Below are 18,400 nucleotides of genomic sequence, written 5' to 3' on the forward strand. Positions count from 1 at the left end.
GGGCCCGGGGGCCCCGTAGACTCGGGGAATTGTGACTGCCACCGCCCCCATCCCCCAGCCCTCGCCGTCCGCCCGGTTGTCCGCCGCACCGGCCGGCTACCCCGCGCCGATGTACCCGCACAAGGCCACCGACGCCCAGCACCGCGAGCGGCGCATCCGCAGCTTCCAGCCGCGCCGGGGCCGGATGACCAACGCCCAGGCGGGCGCCCTGGACCGGGGCTGGGAGGCCTACGGCATACCGATCGACGGCAGCCCGCTCGACCTGCGGGAGCTGTTCGGCGAGCTGCCGGTCACCCTGGAGATCGGCTTCGGCATGGGCGAGACCACGGCCACCATGGCCGCCGCCGACCCGGCCATGGGCATCCTCGCCGCCGACGTCCACACCCCCGGCCACGGCAACCTGCTCGGCCTGCTGGAGCGCGACGGCTCGCGGAACGTGCGGCCGGCCGCCGGCGACGCCGTGATCCTGCTGCGCGACATGCTGCCGGACGCCTCGCTGGCCGGCCTGCGGGTCTACTTCGCCGACCCGTGGCCCAAGCCCAAGCACCACAAGCGCCGGCTGGTCCAGCCGTCCTTCCTGGATCTCGTGCTGCCCCGGCTCGCCCCCGGCGCCCTGGTGCACTGCGCGACCGACTGGGAGCCGTACGCGGAGCAGATGCTGGCCGTGCTGTCCGCCTCGCCGGAGCTGGAGAACCTGCACCCCGAGGGTGACGGCAGCGGCTGGCTGGAGCCTGCGGACCACCCGGACGGCAGCATCCCCGGCTACGCGCCGCGCCCGGACTGGCGCCCGGTCACCAAGTTCGAACGGGCCGGACTGGCCAAGGGGCACGTCGTCCACGACCTGCTGTTCCGCCGCCGCTGAGCCGCCGTCGGCCGTTCGAACAGGCCACCGCGCGCTGACCGGGGGGCCGTTCCCCGGACGGACGGTTCGTCCCGAGTCCTCCCGACGGGCGGGTGCGGTGGCCTACCCTGTGCCGCATGGGCAGCCCGGCCGGCGGCGGGTCCCGGGCCACCGTCCAGGCCGCCGCCGACGCACCGGAGACGGTCCCGCGCACCGGCGACACCCGGACCATCCCGGGGCCCCGGAGGCGCCGGGCCCACCGCCTCGTGCCCCGGGCCGGCGCCGCTTCACCGCCACCGCCACCGGCCGGAGCCGCCGCACCGCCCCGGCGCGGCCGCTCGGTGGCGGTCTCCTCCGTCACCGCCACCGCCGTACTGACCCTGGCCGGCTGCGGGGTGCTGATCCTGCACCTGGTCCAGCGGCAGACCGGCACCGTCGGACTGCTGGTCGGCGTCGGCCTGGCGATGGTGCCGCTGCCGTTCGTGCTCGGCGCCCTGGCCTGGCTCAACCTGACCGCCCGGGTGCCGCTGCGGCACACCGTGTTCTGCCTCGGCTGGGGCGCCTGCGCGGCCACCACCGTCGCCATCGTGGCCAACAACTGGACCGCCAGCTACCTGACCTCGCACCAGGGCCCGCTCGGCGAACTGCTGGGCGCCGGCATCGCCACCCCGCTGATCGAGGAGACCGCCAAGGCCACCGCCCTGCTGGTGCTGCTGCTGCCGCTCGGCCAGCGGCTGCGCTGCCACGGCCGCCGCACCGGCCGCCCCTGCGCTCCGCTGCTGCACCGGCTGCCGGCCCCCCGGCTCCCCCGGACGTACGCCCGCCGCCCGGCCGGTCCGCACGCCCGGGGCCGGCTGCGGCTGCGCCCGTACCTGCGCCCGCTGCCGTACCTGCGCCCGGCCCCGCCCTCCGGCGGCGGCCCGCACCGCCGCTCCCGGCCCCGCACCCTGGCGGCCGGGGTGGTGCTCGGCGGGATGACCGCCTGCGGCTTCGCCTTCACCGAGAACGCCCTCTACCTGGGCCGGGCGTTCACCACCGACCAGCGGCAGCGGCTGGACAGCATCGGCCTCGGCGATCCGCCCAGCCTGCGCGACTTCGACGGCACCGTGCAGACCTTCGTGCTGCGCGCCCTGCTCTCCCCCTTCGCGCACCCGCTGTTCACCGCGCTCACCGGGATCGGCCTGGCCGTCGCCCTGACCACCGGTCGGCGCTGGCTGGCCCGGCTGGCCGCGCCGACCGGGCTGCTGCTGGCGATGGCGCTGCACGGCACCTGGAACGCCGCCGCCGACCTCGGCACGGACGGCTTCCTGGTGGTGTACGGGGCGCTGATGGTGCCCTGCTTCGCCGCGCTGGTCTGCTTCGCGGCCTGGGCCAGGTCCCGGGCTGCCCGGCACGCCGCCCGGCGCGACAGGCGCTCCGCCAGGGTGGTCTGAAGAACCGATTTCCCATCTCGGCGACTTCCCCGTATTGTTGTGTTTACCGACGCGGGGTGGAGCAGCTCGGTAGCTCGCTGGGCTCATAACCCAGAGGTCGCAGGTTCAAATCCTGTCCCCGCTACTCAGTAGCAACGAAAGGCCCGGAGGATTCGTCCTCCGGGCCTTTCGCGTTCCCCGGCACGGCGAAGGAACGTTCTGCCGCGAAGCCGCAACAGGACCTGGGCCCTCGTCAGCGGAGACCTCCCGAACGACGGCGGCCCGAACGACGGCGGCCCGGCCGTCGGCTGCCGGGCGGGCCACCGATAAATCCGTTGCCCTCCGGCCGGTGGGCTGCCTATCGTGGCGGCACACTGAAGGGAGGTGATCCTGAATTGAGTTCCATCAGGATGCTTGAGGTGGCTGCTCGCTAGAGCCGCCCCTGCCTGCGCGGGGTGAGGCCTGAGGCCTCCGGCAGGCGAAATCCATAGCAGTCACCCGGCCCGCAGGCCCACCGGAACATCCCCGGTGCCTCGGCGCCAGGCCAGTGCACGGGCCGGCGCGGAGGAGCAGCCTGCGGGCTGTCTGCGCTCTCCGCCGCTCTCCGGCGTCTTCCGGCGCTCTTGGTCGTCACCCGCGCCCTGCCCGGGGCGCCCCCGGGTCGTTCCCGCGGTGGGGCCGCGGCGCTAGAGTCGGCGCGGGTTCCGGAGCGGAGCGGCGCGGGCACAGGGGGTAGGCGATGGCGAAGGCGCGGCGGCGGAGCGGCACGACGGCCCTGCGGACGGCACGGTGGGCCGCGCCCGGGGCGCTGGCCGGGACGGGCCTGCTCGGGCTGCTGCTCTTCTCGCTCGGCCGGGAGCAGGCCTGGCAGGCGTTCGGCGGCGGGTTGGTGGTGGCCGGGGCCTCGACGGTGCTCGGCGGCGCGCTGGGCTTCCTGTTCGGGGTGCCCCGGGTGCGCAGCGGCAGCGGCGAACCGCAGGGCTCGTACGCCCCGAACACCAACCTGGAGCAGGTGTCCGACTGGCTGACCAAGGTGCTGCTGGGCGTCGGGCTGACCCAGCTCGGCTCGCTCGGCGAGCGGCTGCACCAGCTCGGCACCGCACTGGCCCCCGCGCTGGGCGGGGAGGACGCCGCGGTGCCGTTCGCGGCGGCACTGGTGCTGTACTTCGTGGTCTTCGGCTTCCTGGCCGGCTGGCTGGTGACCAGGCTCGCGCTGCCGCAGGTGCTGACCGACGCCGACCAGGCCCTGGACCTCTTCCTCGCCGGGCAGGACCGCGACCGGCGGGGCGACAAGGTGGGCGCCGACGACCTGCGGGTCCGGGCGATGCAGCAGCTCGGGCTGCTGGGGGGCAGCGCGGAGCAGTCGGCCGCGCTGGCCGCGCAGTTGCCGCCCGCCTCCTCGCCCTCGTCCGGGCCGGAGGGCGTGGTGGCCGAGGTCCGCTCGACCGCGCGCCGCTCGGCGCTGACCGCCGACCAGGTGCGGGCGCTGTACGCGGACGGCTCCGAGGGCCGCCGGATCCAGGCGCTCGCGCTGATGCAGGGCGACCCGTCGCTGGCCGACCTGCCGAGCCTGCTGGACGCGATCGAGCGCCCGCGCTCCGGCTTCGAGCAGTACCACGCGCTGCTGGCCGCCCGGGGGCTGCTCTCCCGGCTGCCCGGCGCCGAGGCGCAGCGGCTGCGGGACGCGGTGGCCGGGCAGTTGGTGCTGCCGGAGGGGATCCCGTACGGGTCGGACCGCAGCTGGCTGGCGGAGAAGATCCTGTCCCGGCTGGAGGCGACGGCCTTCGTCCCGACGCAGCCGGCCCCACCCGTCGAGCCTGCCCAACCGGGACAGTCGGGACAGTCGGGACAGTCGGCCCCACCCGCTCAGCCCGTCCAGCCCGCTCAGCCCGTCCAGTCGGCTCCGTCGGCTCCGTCGGCGGGCGACCACAGCTAGCTGCTGAACTCCTTGACGGTGAAGCGCAGTTCGGGCTGCTCCCAGGGCGTCTTGACCTGCGGCGGGCGGGTGCCCGTGCGCTCGGCGCCCATCTGGAGGTAGAAGCCCTCGGCGGGCGGGTGGGACACCACCTTGACCGAGGCGATCCCGGCCGCCCGGGCGCGCTCCAGCATGTCCGCGATCAGCTTCCGCCCGATGCCGAGCCCCTGGGCCTCGTCGGCGACGAACATGAGGTCCAGTTCGGCCGGTTCGCGGATCAGGCCGTAGAAGCCGAGCAGTCGGTCGGTGGTCGGGTCCGAGGCCAGGAACACCTCGTGCCGGGCGACGTACTCGGGGGTGACCCGGTAGCCGTCGATCATCGCCGCGTAGTCGCCGCGGTAGGCGGTGGAGGCCTGGATCAGCTCAGTGAGCCGGTCGGCGTCGGCCGCCCCGGCGCGCCTGATGGTCGTCTCGCTCATGCGGGCGAGTATAGGGGTGCTAACCAGGAGAGACCATTACTTTTCGGCGGCGGACCGGCGGCGGTGGTCGGCGGACCGCAGGACCAGGACGCGGCGGGTGCGGCCGTCCGCGGCGCGGGGGAAGCGGCGGATCTCGCTGGCGACGCGGCGCTCGCCGAGCGCGTACCGCAGCGGGTCGAGGTGGGCGCAGCGGAGGCCGTGGCCGTCGTGCAGCGGCTGGACGCGGACCTCGCCGTCCGGGGAGGTCACCCGGACGAGTTCCACCAGGGCGGCCAACTGCCGCTCAGGGCCGAACAGTTCGGGGTAGGCGAAGAGCAGGTAGCCGCTCAGGGTGAGCGCGAAGGCGCCGTCCGCGAACGGCAGTCGGGGCAGCGCGGCGGCCACGTACTGCTGCGGGTGCGCGGCCGAGTCGGCGGCGAACAGGCGGCGGGCGCGGTCCCAGCTGCGCAGGTAGCGGTCCGGTCGGCAGGAGCGCGGCGACGGGTACAGGTGCGGGCGGGCGGCCATCGCGGTGGCCATCGACGCCCGGGCCGCCAGCGCGTGGGCCGCGACCTCGGGTGCGGGGAGCGCGTACGCCGGGTCGGCGGCGATCACCCGGCAGCCGAGCCGGCGCGCCTCGGCGGCCAGGCCGGCCGCGCCGCCCGGGCAGTCCAGCACTGGGCCCGGCAGCGCGGCGAGTTGGGCCCGGGTGAGGTCGAACAGGTCGCAGTACTCGTCCAGCGGGCGGGAGGTGACCAGGATGTCCCGGCCCAGGGCGCCCGGGTCGGCGGGGGTGTGTGCGGCGGCCACCCGGCCATCCGAACACGGGCCGGCCCCGTCCGCATCCGGAGCACGTCCGGGGCGCGGGCGGGGCCGGTGAGGCGGGCGGGACCGGGGAAGCGGGCGGGACCGGGAAGGCCCGCGGGGTTCAGCGGCCGAGCAGGCCCTGGGCGGCGGCCCGGTTCACGTTGGTCAGGCCGCGGACCAGCTGGGCGGTGAGGATGATGAGCAGCACCCCGACCAGCGAGAAGCCGGCGATCTGCCAGGCCCCCTCGACGTAGTAGACGTGCTGGACGTTGTCGCTGTCGTAGAAGTCGAAGAGCCGGTACCCGCGCCACGGGGTGAAGGCCGGGAAGACCCACTGGTAGAGCGGGTACAGCGCCATCGCCCAGCCGAGCAGCAGGAACACCAGCGACAGGGCGAAGCTGAGGACCGCCCACGGGAACATCACCACCTGGTAGAACGCGGCCTTCCACCCGGCCGGGTCCGCCAGCCGCGCGGTGATCGCCCCCCAGGTGCCCGGGCGGGTCTGGCGCACCGGCGCCGGGGCGGGCACGTCCAGGGCCAGCATGCCGCGCACCCGGGCCCGCTCCATCCGGCCCATGCCGCGGGCGACGGTGGTCAGGAGGGCGAGCACGGGCAGGCCGAGGACGGTGACGAAGGTGCCGACCCCCATGCAGAACAGGATGATCGAGACGGAGAAGCCGATGACCGACAGCGGCAGGCCGGTGAGCGTGTAGCCGATCTCGCGGTAGTAGTGCTTGGAGAACGGCGCCCGCCAGACGGCCGGCGGCTCCTCGGTCCGGTGGGCCCGAGCGGGACGCGGGTCGTCGCCGTAACCACCGAGGACGTCCCACTCGCGGTCCTGCGTGCTTCGGCTGATGCTCATGTCCCGGCCCCGGTCCCTCGTTCTCGGCTGCTGATGGCATCAGTCTGGTCGAACGGCGGGCCGGGGAGGATCCGGAGGCCTGGCGGATCGGGGGTGGGGTTAACCCCCCGGGCCTGACCTGGCAGGCCTGCCCCGGGTCCGCGCCAGATGTCCGCGCCAGATGTCCGCGCCGGACGTCCGCGCCGAAAGGTCAGCCGGTCGCGCCGGTCCACTCGTCGGCGAGCAGCGAGTACAGGTACGAGTCGGACCAGGCGCCGCCCTTGTACAGGTCGTGCCGGACCCGCCCCTCCAGCTGGAACCCGAGCCGGAGGAGCACCTTGGCGGAGGCGGCGTTGTCCACGTCGACCCGGGCCGCCAGCCGGTGCACGCCGAGGGCCTCGAAGGAGAGCTCGCAGAGCAGGCCGGCGATCTCGCCCGCGTAGCCGCGGCCCCAGACGTCGCGGCCCAGCACGTAGCCGAGGTGGGCGGAGCGGTGCTTGCCGAGGGTGAGGGAGGCGTGGGCGATCGGCACGGCGTCCACCGGGTCCTCGGCGTCGTCGCGCCGGGTGACGGCCAGCCGGTAGGTGTCCCGCTCCGGCGCCATCGCCTCCTCCAGGTAGAGCTCGATCTGGTCGGCGCAGGTTTCGCGGTCGCGCGGCTCGAAGGGGAGGTAGCGGGTGACCTCCGGGTCGCCGAACAGCCCGTGCAGCGCGTCCACGTCGCCGGGGGTGTGGTGATACTCGCGGATGGCCAGCCGGGGGCCGGTGAGTCGTACGGGGACCATGGCAGCCGACCCTACTCCCGGCCAGCGGTTACCGTTCGAGCTATGAACGACGAAGACCTGCGGCTCGCCCCGCGCACCAGGGCCGCCGACCTGCTCGCCTGGGCGGCGGAAGAGGACCGCACCCCGGTGGCCGAAGCGCCGCTGCGCGCGGTGCTGGCCCTGCTGGAGCTGGGCGAGGGCAGGATGCACGACGGCTGGCCCGAACTGACCTCGAACGCGGTGGAGCACCTGCTGTACGAGCGGCTCTACCTGTACGTCCAACCCGAACCGGAGGCGGACCCGTTCGCGTACGGCGCCGCCGTCCGGCTGCTGACCGACCACCAGCGGGCCGCCAAGCGGCTCAACGCCAAGCGCCAGGAGCGGCTGCACGCCGAGGCCGAGTGGCAGGGCGAGGTCGCGGCCGGGCTGCTGCGCCGCGCCGACCTGGTGACCTGGCCCCGGCTGTACGCGCTGCTGCTGCACGCGTACGGGGCGGACGTCACGGATCCGGAGGCGGTGCGGGAGTGGCTGACCGGCTTCCGGGAGCTGGCGCAGGAGGAGCGGCTGGCCAGGTTCGCCGCACTGGCGCAGACCGGCTGGCTGGACGAGGTGGACGAGCAGGGCTGGAGCCCGACCCGGGTGATCTCGGTCGGCATGGCCACCGACGGCGCGCGTCGGCTGCTGGAGCAGGGCCTGATGCGGCGCAGCTACCGCAACCTGACCGAGCTGACCGCGCTGGGGCGGCCGATGCCGGACGAACTGGCCGGGGACTTCGGGGCGTTCGAGGAGGCGGCGGTGGAGGCCGCGCTCGACCTGTACGGGGAGTGGACGGTGCCCGGGCTGCCGCGACTGCTGGTGGAGGAGTTCCCGGACCTCGCGCCGGAGCCGGGGCAGGAGGAGATCGACGCGTACCTGGCGGGGCTGGCGCAGGAGGAGTTCGACGCCCGCCTGGAGGAGCTGGCGGGGCCGGCGCAGGAAGAGTCCGACGCGCACCCGGCGGGGCCGGCCGACCCGGCGGACCCGGCGGACCCGGCGGACCCGGCGCAGGAGTGACGCGGCGAAGCCCCGGCCGCCGGTGCCTTTCGGTTCCGGCGGCCGGGGCTTCGCGGGTGCGTCAGGGGTTGAGGCCGCGCTGCTGGAACCAGGTCTCCGGGTCGACGGGGGCGCCGCCACCGGGGCGGACCTCCACGTGCAGGTGCGCGCCGGTGACGTTGCCGGTGGCGCCGACCTTGCCGATCTGCTGGCCGGAGCCGACCTTGCCGGAGCCCTTGATGATCGAGGAGAGGTGGCAGTACCAGATCTCGGTGCCGTCGGGCAGGGTCTCGACGATCCGGTAGCCGTACGAGCCGGACCAGCCGGCCGAGGTGATGGTGCCCTGGCCGACCGCGTAGACGGGGGTGCCGGTGTCGGCGGCGAAGTCCAGGCCGGTGTGCAGGTGGGCCCAGTAGCGGGCGCTCTGGCCGTAGTGGGCGGTGAGGTGGTAGTCGCGCACCGGCAGGGTGAGGGCGGCGGCCTTGGCCCGCTCGGCCTCCTCGGCGGCCCGCTTGGCCTCGGCCTCCTTGGCGGCGGCCTTGGCCTCCGCCTCCTTCGCGGCCTGGACGCGGGCGTCCTCCTCGGCGGCGGTGCGCTGGCTGTCGGCCTGCAGCTGGATGCGGGCGGCGAGCGCGAGGCCGGGGTCGGCGGAGAGGGCGACCGGGGTCTCGTCCGGGGTCTCGATGGCGGGGGCGGCGGCCGGGGTGGCGGAGGCGAAGCCGGTGGCGCCCAGGGTCGCGGCGACGGCGGTGACGCCGAGCAGCGGGGAGGTCCCACGGACCTGACGCGGCATCCGGTGCCGGTTGGTCTCGGCGTCCGGGCCCGCGTACTCGGGGCCGTCCGGGCCGGGGTGGTCGAGGAGCCGGGTACCTGCTGCGAGGCCGGCCGGGTGTGCCGGGGTGTGCGTCGACGCCACGGAGGCGCGCTCCTTTCCTTCCTTCGCGCCTACCGGGTTAGCTGACGGGTTCGGAGCAGGAAGGTCTCCTACGGCTGGGCCGAAGCCCCGCCGATTCACCCCAAGGAACGTGGTTCCCCGGCTCCCTGACCTGCCCGGAGGCCGGTCGGCGGGATTAGGCGACGGCGCACGGTGCCGTCTGGGTACGGCGTTGAGGACCGCGCTGCGTTATCAAACGTTAATCCTAGGAGGCCCTGATTCCAAGCCGTTCGCCCGGGACGACCGGAGACAGGCGGGGCACTCTGGGACGCGAAGGGCGTTTTGTCCCCCTTGGGCCCCTTGGGCACGCTTGAACACCATTGACGCCACCTCACGTGATCGGACGTCAACGGACGGCCCTTCATTCAGGCACTCACCACTGACCTCCCCCGCCCCACAGGGTGCGAAGGCTTGACGGCTAAGGCTATTAGCCTTAGCTTTATGGCTATCGGCAGCACGCCGAAGCCCGCACCGGCAGCCCCCGGAGGCCCACCATGAACGCCACCAGCGCCCCCACCACCCAGTACCTCGACGTCACCGGCGGCCGCCTCGCCTACGACGACACCCGGCAGGGCGACGGCACCCCCGTCGTGCTGCTCCCCGGAATGCTCGACACCCGCGCCGCCTACCGGCACCTCCACCCGCTGCTGGCCGCCGCCGGCCGCCGGGTCATCACCATGGACCTGCGCGGCTTCGGCGAATCCTCGATCATCTGGGACGACTACTCCCCCGCCGCCATCGCCACCGACGTCCTCGCCCTGCTCGACCACCTCGGCATCGGCCGCGCCGTCCTGGTCGGCAACTCCTACACCGGCGCGACAGTCGTCAAGGCCGCCGGCGACGCCCCGGAACGGGTCGCCGGCATCGCCCTGATCGACGCCTTCGTCGAGAACCCCCCGCCCGGCGCCCTCATGCGCGGCGCCCTCCGCGTCATGGGCGCCCTGACCGTCCACTCGCCCGCCTTCTGGGGCCTCTACCACCGCAAGCTGGCCTACCCGGGCGCCAAGCCCGCCGACTTCGACACGTACGTGGCCGGACTCGTCGCCGCCATGCGCACCCCCGGCCGAAAGACCGCCACCCGCGGACACGTCGGCGGGGACTCCGCGCCCGTCGGCTGGACCGCGGCCGTCCGCTGCCCCTCGCTCGTCATCATGGGCAGCAAGGACCCCGACTTCCCCAAGCCGGAAGCCGTCGCCGACCGGCAGGCCGCCGCGCTCAACGCGCGGAAGGTCATGATCGACGGATCCGGGCACTACCCGATGGCCGACAACCCGCAGGCCACCGCCGGCGCCCTGCTGCCCTTCCTCGCCGAACTCGCCTGAGCCCCGCCCACCCCGTCCGCCCACGTCAGCCCCGCCCCCACGCGCCGCCCCGCCCCGCCACGTACGCCTTCCACCGACGGAGAGCCCACACCATGCCCCGAGTAGGACTCACCCCCGAGCAGGTCGTCGACCACGCCCTCGCCCTCATCGACGAGCAGGGCGCCGACGCCCTCACCCTGGCCGCCGTCGCCGCCCGGGCCGGGGTCGCCACCCCGTCGCTGTACAAGCACGTCAGCGGCGGCCTCACCGAACTGCGGCGGCTCATCGCCGTCCGGGTCACCGAGGAACTCGCCGACCGGCTCGCCGAGGCCGCCGTCGGCCGCAGCGGGGACGACGCCGTCGCCACCGTGCTGCGCGCCTACCACGCGTACGCCACCGAGCACCCGCACCGCTACAACGCCCTCCCCCAGGCCCCGCAGCCGGACGACGACCTCACCCGCGCGGCCGGCCGGCTCGTCGGGGTGATCATCGCCGTCCTGCGGGAGTACGGCCTCGACGGCGCGGAGGCGATCCACGCCGCCCGCACCGTCCGCTCCGTCGCCCACGGCTTCGCCTCCCTCTCCATCGGCGGCGGCTTCCAGCTCGCCGAAGACCTGGCCACCACCCAGAGCCGCCTCATCACCCTCCTCACCACCGGCCTCCGCACCTGGCCCACCCCCTGAGACACCGGCCACCGCACCGGCCGCGGCACGACCCGCCCGGCCTCCCACGACGACGGAACGGCCAGCGCCCCGGGTGACACATGCGCGAGAAGTCGGACCCGCCGACTTCCCGTGCGGCGGGCAGGCAGCGGCCTGGGGGTGGTGGGGGTGGACGGGTTAGTGTGGCCGGGCTGACTGGTGGTCATGACAGGGGACCGCCGACCCCTTGGCGGAGGTCCACGTGCCCGCACCGATAGCGAGGGCGCGGCGGTGGTACCTGCGGCTGCTGGACGGGAACGCCCGGGCCGCGCGGTACGCGCTGGGGGTGCTGCTCGGGGTGACGGCGGTGCTGAGCGTCCTGCCGATCGTGCTGCCGTACAGCTGGCCGCCGTCGGCGCTGGTGCTGCCGCTGGTGGTCGGCGGGCTGCTGTTGCGGCGCGGGCAGCTGCTGGTGCTGGTGTGCGCGGCGCTGGCCGGCGGGGTGCTGGGGGCGGTGGTGCGGGATCCGCTCGGGGTGCGGATCGGGGTGACGCTGGTACTGGCCGCGACCGCGGTGACGGTGCTGGCCGCGAACCGGTTCCGGCACCGGCTGGGTCTGCGCGGGACGCAGGGCGATTCGATGCTGCTGGAGCTGGCCGAGCACACCCGGACGCTGGCCCGGCTTCCGGAGCGGCTGCTCGACTGGCACTTCGACAGTGCGCTGGCGCCGGCCGGCGACACCTCGTTCTCGGGTGACTTCCTACTGTGCGCGCACCGCCCCGAGGAGGATCTGCTGGAACTGCTGCTGGTGGACGTGTCGGGCAAGGGCAGCCGGGCGGCGGCCCGCTCGACGCACCTGTCGGGCGCGTTCGCGATGCTGCTGGGGCGGGTGCCGCCGGAGGCGTTCCTGCCGGCGGCCAACGACCATCTGGTGCGGATGGGCTGGGAGGACGACTTCGCGACGGCGGTGCACCTCGCGCTGCGTCCGGCGACGGGCGACTACCGGCTGTTCAACGCCGGCCATCCGGCGCCCGCGCAGTTCCGCCGGGCGGACGGCGGCGGCTGGGCGCGGTCGGGGCACGGCGGTCCGGCGCTGGGGCTGGTGTCGGGCGTGCTGTACCCGGCGGTGTCGGGGCGGCTGCGGCGGGGCGATTCGCTGCTGCTGTTCAGTGACGGCCTGGTGGAGGTGCCGGGTCGGGACCTGGACGAGGGGGTGGGTCGGCTGCTGGCGGCGGCCGAGCCGGTGGTGCGGCCGTGGCGGACGCAGCAGCAGCTCACCCGGGGTGCGGCGGAGCGGCTGGTCCGGACGGTGGCGCGGGACGCGGCGGACGACCGGACGCTGGTGCTGGTGCGCCGTCTGGGTCACCATTCACCCGCTTCAGCACCCGCTTGAGAAATAAGGTATGAAGAATTAAGTGCCCGTTCGGGCACCCAGAGGGCACCCACCCCCCGAGAGCGGAAAGGCCGGGTATCCGATGGACCTGACCTCGCCGTGGGTTCCCCCCTCCGAGGACGAGAGCCGGACGCCGCGCAGCAGTCCCACCGCCCGCAGCCCCATGCGCTGCGTGCGCTTACTTCTCGGCTGCACCAGCGCCGCCGAACTGCTCGGCACCGTCCTCGCCGAGGGGCCGGGCTGGATCACCGGCGAGGGTTCCGCGCTCTACCTGCTGGATTCCGCGGGAATGCTCCGGCTGACCGCCTCGCACGGGCTGCCGGACTGGGCCCACGAGCGCTACAGCATCGTCGATCCGGCCGGTGACCTCCCCGCCGCGATGGCCCTGCGGTTACGCCGCCCCTACCTGCTCAGTCCCGAGCACACCAGCGTCGACTACCCGAACAAGAACGCCGGCATGGGCACCGGCATGGTCGCCGTGATCGCCCTGCCGATGGTCGTCGACGAGCGGCCGGTCGGCGTCCTCGCCCTCGCGCTGGCCCACCGGGGCACCGTCCCCCGCCGCGACCTGGACGTCCTGGAGACCATCGGCGAGGCCTGCGCCCACCGGCTGTCCCACCTGCTCGACCACGCGGACGCCCGGATACCCCAGGATCCGGCCGGGGCGCCGCCGGACGGGGCCGGCAGCCTCCCCGCCGGGCTGGCCCACCCGATGCTGTCGCTCGCCGTCCGGGCGGCCGGGCACGGCGCCTTCGAACGCGATCTGGTCACCGGCGAGAGCTACTGGGACGCCGCGGCGTTCCGGGTCACCGGCCAGCCCGCCACCGCCGACGGCTCCGCCCCGGAGCTGGACCGGATCGTCCACCCGGAGGACCTGCCGGACGTGCAGGCGGCGCTCGCCGAATCGCTCACCACCGGCGGGTGGTACCGGATCGGGTACCGGGTGCTGCGCGGGGGCGGCAGGGTGGCGCGGATCGAGGAGACCGGCGAGGTGATGCTGGACGTCCACGGCCGGCCGGTCCGGGTCGCCGGGCTGCTCTCCGACCGGGGCCAGGGCCGCGGCCGGGACCGGGACCGGGAACACCCCGGGCAGCAGGCCGGACAGCAGCCCGAGGAGCAGTCCACCCCGGCCGGGGCCCGGACGGCGCTGCTGCTCGCGCTCACCCGGTCGCTGTCGCGGGCGGTGACCGTCCGGGACGTCACCACCGCCGTCACGGACGTCGCCCGCCCGGCGTTCGGCGCCGCCAGCATCGTCCTGGACCTGGTGGACGAGGGCCAGCTGCTGCCCGTCTCGCACACCGTGTACGGCGGGCCCAGGCGCACCGAGCTGACCCGGCTGGCGGACCTCTCCGAGAACGTGATGCAGCACGCGCTGACCCGCTCGGCCCCGCTGTTCAGCGAGCCCGGCCCGGACCGGGGCCGGCACGGCCCGCTCACCCCGGCCTCCTGGGCGGTGCTGCCGCTGGTCGCCTCCGGGCGGCAGGTGGGCTCCTGCCTGATCACCTTCTCCGCCGAGCGGGCGTTCGGCCGGGAGGACCGCACCCTGTACTCGGCGTTCGCCGGGATCCTGGCGCAGTCCCTGGAGCGGGCCCGGCTGTACGACACCCACCACCACCGCGCCACCGAGCTGCAGCGCGCGATGCTGCCGCGCACCCTGCCCCGGCTGCCCGGGATCGCCAGTGCCGCCCGCTACCTGCCGAGCACCGAGGGCATGCAGATCGGCGGCGACTGGTACGACCTGCTGAGGCTGCCGGACGGCCGGATCGGGCTGGTGATCGGCGACGTCCAGGGCCACAACGCGGAGGCGACGGCGGTGATGGGCCAGCTGCGCAGCGGCCTGCGGGCGTACGCGACGGACGGGCACGATCCGGCCGCCACGCTGGCCCGGACCAGCCGGCTGCTGACCGAGCTGGACACCGACCTGTTCGCGACCTGTCTCTTCCTGGCCCTGGACCCGGCCGACGGCGCGCTGACCGCGGCCCGGGCCGGGCATCCCGCGCCGGTGCGGATCGCGGACGGCAGGGCCGTCGAGCTCGATCTGCCGGGCGGGCCGCCGCTGGGCGTGGACCCGGGGCAGCCGTACCCGCTGACGGTCGGCCGGCTGGCGGTCGGCGAGACGCTGCTGGTGTACACCGACGGGCTGGTCGAGGACCGCGAGGAGGACTACGACGAGTCGGTGCAGCGGATGCTCGGCGGGCTGGAGCTGTGGGCCCGGCAGACCGGCCCGACCCGGGTCGGCGCGGCGCCCGCGCTGGAGCGGCTGGCCGACCTGCTCACGCTGAACGTGACCGAGCGGCGGTCCCGGCCGGACGACGTGGCGCTGTTGCTCCTGCACCGGACGTCGCCCCTTCCGTAACACCGTGCACACGTTCCCCACACATCCCAGGACGTGACTCGGCCATCTGCCGCCCGGCCCGGCCGACGCGCCGCAGGCGCCCCACCGGGGACGAACGTCCTCGGGCCGTCCGGATCGCGGTCGAACGGCGCCGGTTTGACGCCGTATTGACTGGATATTGACGAGATCCGGTCACTTGGCGAGATCCGTTCACACCTTCGTAGGATCATCACCCTAGAATTCGCGGCGTGACGATGACTCAGTGGTGCACAACGGCAACCGGCGTACTCGCCGCCCTCGCCCTCGTGGCCACCGCCCGGTACCGCGCCGTGTCCGTCACCCAGCGCCGCCGCGCCGACCGGCTGCGACGCGACCTCGCCCGGCTCCAGGAGCAGCTGGGCGCCGAACTCTCCCGCCGCGGCGCCGACCTGGCCGCCGTCCAGCAGGAGCAGGAACTCACCGCCTCCACCCAGCGGGCCTTCCTCAGCGTCGCCCGCCGCATCCTCGTCATGGCCCACGACCAGCAGGCCCTGCTCGACGAGATGGAACGCACCCACGACGACCCGGCGCTGCTGGAGGGCCTGCTCAAGGCCGACCACGCCGCCGCCCAACAGGCCCGGCTGGCCCAGACCCTGGCCGTGCTGTGCGGCGCGCGGGCCGGCCGGCACTGGCCCGAGCCGGTCTCGCTGGAGGACGTCGTGCGCGGCGCCCAGTCCCGCATCCTGCCGTTCCAGCGGGTGGTGGTCCGCAGCCGGATCGAGACCGCCGTGGTCGGCGCCGCCGCCGAGGCGCTGATCCACGCCGTCGCCGAGCTGCTGGACAACGCCACCCGCTACTCCCCGCCCAGCACCCAGGTGTTCGTCACCCTGATGCCGGTGCACAACGGAGCCGTCATCGAGATCGACGACGGTGGCGTCGGCATGCCGGAACAGGCCGTCGCCAAGGCCGCCGCCGCCCTCGCCGGCGGCACCAGCCTGGAGGTCTCCCGGCTCGGCGAGGTGCCGCAGCTGGGCCTCGCCGCGGTCGGCCGACTGGCCGAGCAGTACGGCTTCCGGGTCACCCTCAGCTCGGCGCCCTCGCCGTACGGCGGCGTCCGCGTCGTCGTGATGCTGCCGAACGCCCTGCTCACCGAACCGCTGCCGCCCACCGTCCCCGGCCTCGGACCGGACGACCGGGCGTTCAGCACCGACCTCCGGCCGACCGGACACCCCGCCGGACACCCCCTGGTGGAGACCCCGCCGGCCGGCCGACCCCCCGCGGCCGCCGACACCCCGCCGCCGCTGCCCCGCCGGAGCCACCGACGCGACCGCGCCGCCCGCCCCGCCCAACACGCCTCTCCCGCGCCGCCGCCCGCCCCGCCGTACCGCTCGGCCCGGGACGCGCAGGCGTTCATGGCGATGTTCCAGGCCGGCACCGCCAGCGGCCGATCGGCCGCCCGGGTCCAGGCCCAGCACGACCCTTCCCTGCCCGCTTCCCCCCGACTTCCCCAGCGCTCCGGAGAGTTCCATGACCACCACCCCTGATCTCGGCTGGATGCTCGCCGACATCGTCAACGTCCCGCAGGTCCAGCACGCCGTCGTCGTCTCCAACGACGGCCTGGAGATCGGCCGCAGCGCGAACATCGCGCGCGAGGACGCCGAACGGCTCGCCGCCGCCTGCTCCGGACTCCAGTCGCTGGCCCGCGGCGTCGCGACCGGGTTCGGCGGACCGGGCAGCGCCACCCGCCAGATCATCATCGAGTACGGCGGCGGCTACCTGTTCATCGTCGCCGCCGGGGCCGGCGCGCACCTGGCCGTGGTGACCAGCGACGCCGTGGACGCCGGCCTGGTCGCCTACCAGATGCAGGTCCTGGTCGAACGGATCGGCAGCCACCTCACCAGCCCGCCGCGGGTCGACCACGCGGCGGGGGGGCACCGGTGAGCGGGCCGGTCCGGCCCTACGTCATCACCGGTGGCCGCAGCCGGTCCACCCGGGCCGAGCTGGCCGTCGAGAGCCTGGTCAGCGCGTTACCCGAGCCGCCGGAGCTCCCCGACCACGCCCTGCTCAACCGCGAGCACCGGCGCATCCTCGCGCTCTGCCACAGCCTGCTGTCGAGCGCCGAGGTGGCGGCCCACCTGGGGCTGCCGCTCGGCGTCGTCAAGGTGCTGGTCGGCGACCTCTGGGACCTCGGCGCCGTCCAGGTCCTCCCGCCCGTCCCGCAGGCCGAACGCCTGCCCGCAACCCTTCTGGAAGAGGTGCTCGTTGGCCTCCGTCAACTCCGCTGAAGCCCCCGGGGCCACCGCCGACCTGCCCGCCGAGCCGCGGTACCTGCCGTCCTCGGTCCAGGGCGCGGTGAAGATCCTGGTCACCGGCCCGTTCGGGGTCGGCAAGACCACGCTGGTCGGCTCGCTCAGCGAGATCACTCCGCTGCGCACCGAGGAGACGATGACCGCCGCCAGCAGCGGCATCGACGACCTCACCGGGCGCGCCGGCAAGACCACCACCACGGTCGCGCTCGACTTCGGCCGGATCACGCTCAACCCGCGGCTCGCGCTGTACCTGTTCGGCACGCCCGGCCAGCGGCGGTTCTGGCCGCTCTGGGACGACCTGTCGCGCGGCGCGCTCGGCGCCATCGCCATGGTCGACCTGCGCCGCCCGGACGAGAGCTTCGACGTGCTCGGCCGCCTGGAGGAGCAGCGCATCCCGTTCGCCGTGGCGGTCAACACCTTCTCGGACACGCCGAGTTACCCCGAGGAGGAGCTGCGCTCCGCCCTCGACCTGCTGCCGGAGGTACCGATCCTGCACTGCGACGCCCGCGACCGGCGGCAGTCCTACGACCTGCTGATCGACTTCGTCGACCACCTGCACCGCAGCTCGATCCTGGAGCTCCAGGGATGACCGCGCCCGAACCCGGCACCGCCTCCCCCGGCTGCCCGTTCCCGCACGGCGGCAGCCTGCCCGCCGGCCTCCCGCTGACCCCGCTGTACGGCCCCGCCGTCGCCGAGGACCCGCACGGCCTGTACGCCCGGCTGCGCCAGCGCTACGGCCCGGTCGCGCCGATCGAGCTGGAGCCCGGGGTCGAGGCCTGGCTCGTCCTCGGCTACGCCGAACTGCTCGAACTCACCCGCAACGAGGCGCTGTTCTCCAAGGACTCGCGCCGCTGGCGGGTGCCCACCGAGGGCCGGCTGGCCCCCGACTCCCGGCTGCTGCCGATGACCTCCTGGCGGCCCACCCTGCTCAACCTGGACGGCGCCGAGCACCAGCGGCTGCGCTCCGCTGTCTCGGACACCCTCTCCCAGATCGACCACCGCCAGCTACGCGAGACCACCGAGGCCTGCGCCAACGACCTCATCGACAGCTGGGGCCCGGACGGCACCGCCGACCTGATCGCCCAGTACGCCCGCCCGCTGCCGCTGCTGGTCTTCACCCAGCTGGTCGGCCTGCCCCGCGAGGCCGGGCCCCACCTGGTCGAGCTGATCAGCCACTTCGTGGACAGCGGCCCCAAGTCGGTGCGCGCCAACGCCGAGTTCCAGGCGATCCTGGTCGACCTGGTCCGGCGCCGCCGGACCGCCCCCAGCGCCGACCTCACCTCCTGGCTGCTCGCCCACCCGGCCGGGCTCACCGACGAGGAGGCCGTGCACCACCTGGTGGTGGGGGGGGGGGGGGGGGGCCAGACCCCCCACCCAAAGGGCCGCCACACCCAGCGGCTGGCGCGCACCCACCCCGCGCGGATAAAAAAAAACCTCAC

General features: G+C 74.7%; 17 protein-coding genes, 1 tRNA gene, 1 pseudogene and 1 riboswitch. Of the genes and pseudogenes, 14 read left to right on the plus strand and 5 right to left on the minus strand.

The features are described 5' to 3' along the window. The first annotated feature begins 31 nt into the window (after positions 1 to 31). From trmB to ACFV6D_RS33490, 4 genes are all read left to right on the plus strand, one after another. A complete protein-coding gene (gene trmB, locus ACFV6D_RS33475; protein ID WP_380374855.1) occupies positions 32 to 862 on the plus strand; it encodes a tRNA (guanosine(46)-N7)-methyltransferase TrmB in 831 nt (276 codons plus the stop codon). Between the two features lie 116 nt (positions 863 to 978). Then, a complete protein-coding gene (locus ACFV6D_RS33480; RefSeq protein ID WP_380562548.1) occupies positions 979 to 2,274 on the plus strand; it encodes a PrsW family intramembrane metalloprotease in 1,296 nt (431 codons plus the stop codon). A 50-nt stretch (positions 2,275 to 2,324) separates the two neighbouring features. Then, positions 2,325 to 2,398: transfer RNA gene (locus tag ACFV6D_RS33485), tRNA-Met, on the plus strand. A 594-nt stretch (positions 2,399 to 2,992) separates the two neighbouring features. Further along, positions 2,993 to 4,189: a hypothetical protein gene (locus ACFV6D_RS33490; protein ID WP_380562550.1), complete on the plus strand. Its 1,197-nt coding sequence runs from the start codon at positions 2,993 to 2,995 to the stop codon at positions 4,187 to 4,189. Here ACFV6D_RS33490 and ACFV6D_RS33495 read toward each other — a convergent pair. The 4 genes from ACFV6D_RS33495 to ACFV6D_RS33510 form a co-directional block, all read right to left on the minus strand. Continuing rightward, the gene (locus ACFV6D_RS33495; RefSeq protein ID WP_363376805.1) at positions 4,186 to 4,647 is read right to left on the minus strand and encodes a GNAT family N-acetyltransferase; all 462 of its coding nucleotides are present in this window, start codon (positions 4,645 to 4,647) and stop codon (positions 4,186 to 4,188) included. The two genes, ACFV6D_RS33490 and ACFV6D_RS33495, sit on opposite strands and share 4 nt — an antisense overlap. Positions 4,648 to 4,683: 36 nt before the next feature. Further along, positions 4,684 to 5,436, minus strand: a complete 753-nt coding sequence (locus ACFV6D_RS33500) for a hypothetical protein (protein WP_380335512.1) — start codon at positions 5,434 to 5,436, stop codon at positions 4,684 to 4,686. Between the two features lie 118 nt (positions 5,437 to 5,554). Further along, positions 5,555 to 6,295 carry a sensor domain-containing protein gene (locus ACFV6D_RS33505; RefSeq protein WP_380335510.1) on the minus strand — a complete coding sequence of 247 codons (741 nt, stop codon included), beginning with the start codon at positions 6,293 to 6,295 and terminating at the stop codon, positions 5,555 to 5,557. Positions 6,296 to 6,485: 190 nt separating this feature from the next. Further along, positions 6,486 to 7,058: a GNAT family N-acetyltransferase gene (locus tag ACFV6D_RS33510; protein WP_380562552.1), complete on the minus strand. Its 573-nt coding sequence runs from the start codon at positions 7,056 to 7,058 to the stop codon at positions 6,486 to 6,488. A 42-nt stretch (positions 7,059 to 7,100) separates the two neighbouring features. Here ACFV6D_RS33510 and ACFV6D_RS33515 point away from each other — a divergent pair, with 42 nt between their 5' ends. Next, positions 7,101 to 8,090, plus strand: a complete 990-nt coding sequence (locus ACFV6D_RS33515) for a hypothetical protein (RefSeq protein WP_380562554.1) — start codon at positions 7,101 to 7,103, stop codon at positions 8,088 to 8,090. Positions 8,091 to 8,151: 61 nt separating this feature from the next. On the opposite strand, the gene ACFV6D_RS33520 is transcribed toward ACFV6D_RS33515, so the two are convergent. Beyond that, a complete protein-coding gene (locus ACFV6D_RS33520; RefSeq protein WP_063348302.1) occupies positions 8,152 to 8,985 on the minus strand; it encodes a M23 family metallopeptidase in 834 nt (277 codons plus the stop codon). A 12-nt stretch (positions 8,986 to 8,997) separates the two neighbouring features. Beyond that, a riboswitch (cyclic di-AMP (ydaO/yuaA leader) is annotated at positions 8,998 to 9,156 on the minus strand. 341 nt (positions 9,157 to 9,497) lie between these two features. Here ACFV6D_RS33520 and ACFV6D_RS33525 point away from each other — a divergent pair. The 9 genes and pseudogenes from ACFV6D_RS33525 to ACFV6D_RS33565 form a co-directional block, all read left to right on the plus strand. Continuing rightward, entirely contained in the window at positions 9,498 to 10,325 is an 828-nt protein-coding gene (locus ACFV6D_RS33525; RefSeq protein ID WP_380562556.1) for an alpha/beta fold hydrolase, read from the plus strand. A 92-nt stretch (positions 10,326 to 10,417) separates the two neighbouring features. After that, positions 10,418 to 10,987 carry a TetR/AcrR family transcriptional regulator gene (locus tag ACFV6D_RS33530; protein ID WP_063348304.1) on the plus strand — a complete coding sequence of 190 codons (570 nt, stop codon included), beginning with the start codon at positions 10,418 to 10,420 and terminating at the stop codon, positions 10,985 to 10,987. A 220-nt stretch (positions 10,988 to 11,207) separates the two neighbouring features. Then, positions 11,208 to 12,338 (plus strand): PP2C family protein-serine/threonine phosphatase, encoded by a 1,131-nt coding sequence (locus ACFV6D_RS33535; RefSeq protein WP_380562558.1) that lies wholly within the window; start codon positions 11,208 to 11,210, stop codon positions 12,336 to 12,338. 82 nt (positions 12,339 to 12,420) lie between these two features. Then, a complete protein-coding gene (locus ACFV6D_RS33540; protein ID WP_380562560.1) occupies positions 12,421 to 14,694 on the plus strand; it encodes a SpoIIE family protein phosphatase in 2,274 nt (757 codons plus the stop codon). Positions 14,695 to 14,927: 233 nt separating this feature from the next. Then, positions 14,928 to 16,196 (plus strand): sensor histidine kinase KdpD, encoded by a 1,269-nt coding sequence (locus ACFV6D_RS33545; RefSeq protein ID WP_063348306.1) that lies wholly within the window; start codon positions 14,928 to 14,930, stop codon positions 16,194 to 16,196. Beyond that, a complete protein-coding gene (locus ACFV6D_RS33550) occupies positions 16,180 to 16,593 on the plus strand; it encodes a roadblock/LC7 domain-containing protein (protein WP_063348307.1) in 414 nt (137 codons plus the stop codon). Before ACFV6D_RS33545 ends, ACFV6D_RS33550 begins: the two co-directional genes overlap by 17 nt. Next, complete coding sequence (locus ACFV6D_RS33555) at positions 16,590 to 16,937, plus strand: DUF742 domain-containing protein (protein ID WP_380562562.1); 348 nt, start codon at positions 16,590 to 16,592, stop codon at positions 16,935 to 16,937. Before ACFV6D_RS33550 ends, ACFV6D_RS33555 begins: the two co-directional genes overlap by 4 nt. Next, complete coding sequence (locus tag ACFV6D_RS33560; protein WP_380562564.1) at positions 16,915 to 17,550, plus strand: ATP/GTP-binding protein; 636 nt, start codon at positions 16,915 to 16,917, stop codon at positions 17,548 to 17,550. The genes ACFV6D_RS33555 and ACFV6D_RS33560 overlap by 23 nt, the downstream gene beginning before the upstream one ends. Beyond that, positions 17,547 to 18,400: pseudogene (locus tag ACFV6D_RS33565) on the plus strand (cytochrome P450); the annotation flags it as partial. The gene ACFV6D_RS33560 and the pseudogene ACFV6D_RS33565, both read left to right, overlap by 4 nt.

Source organism: Kitasatospora sp. NPDC059812 (genome assembly GCF_042732075.1).
Classification (GTDB): domain Bacteria; phylum Actinomycetota; class Actinomycetes; order Streptomycetales; family Streptomycetaceae; genus Kitasatospora.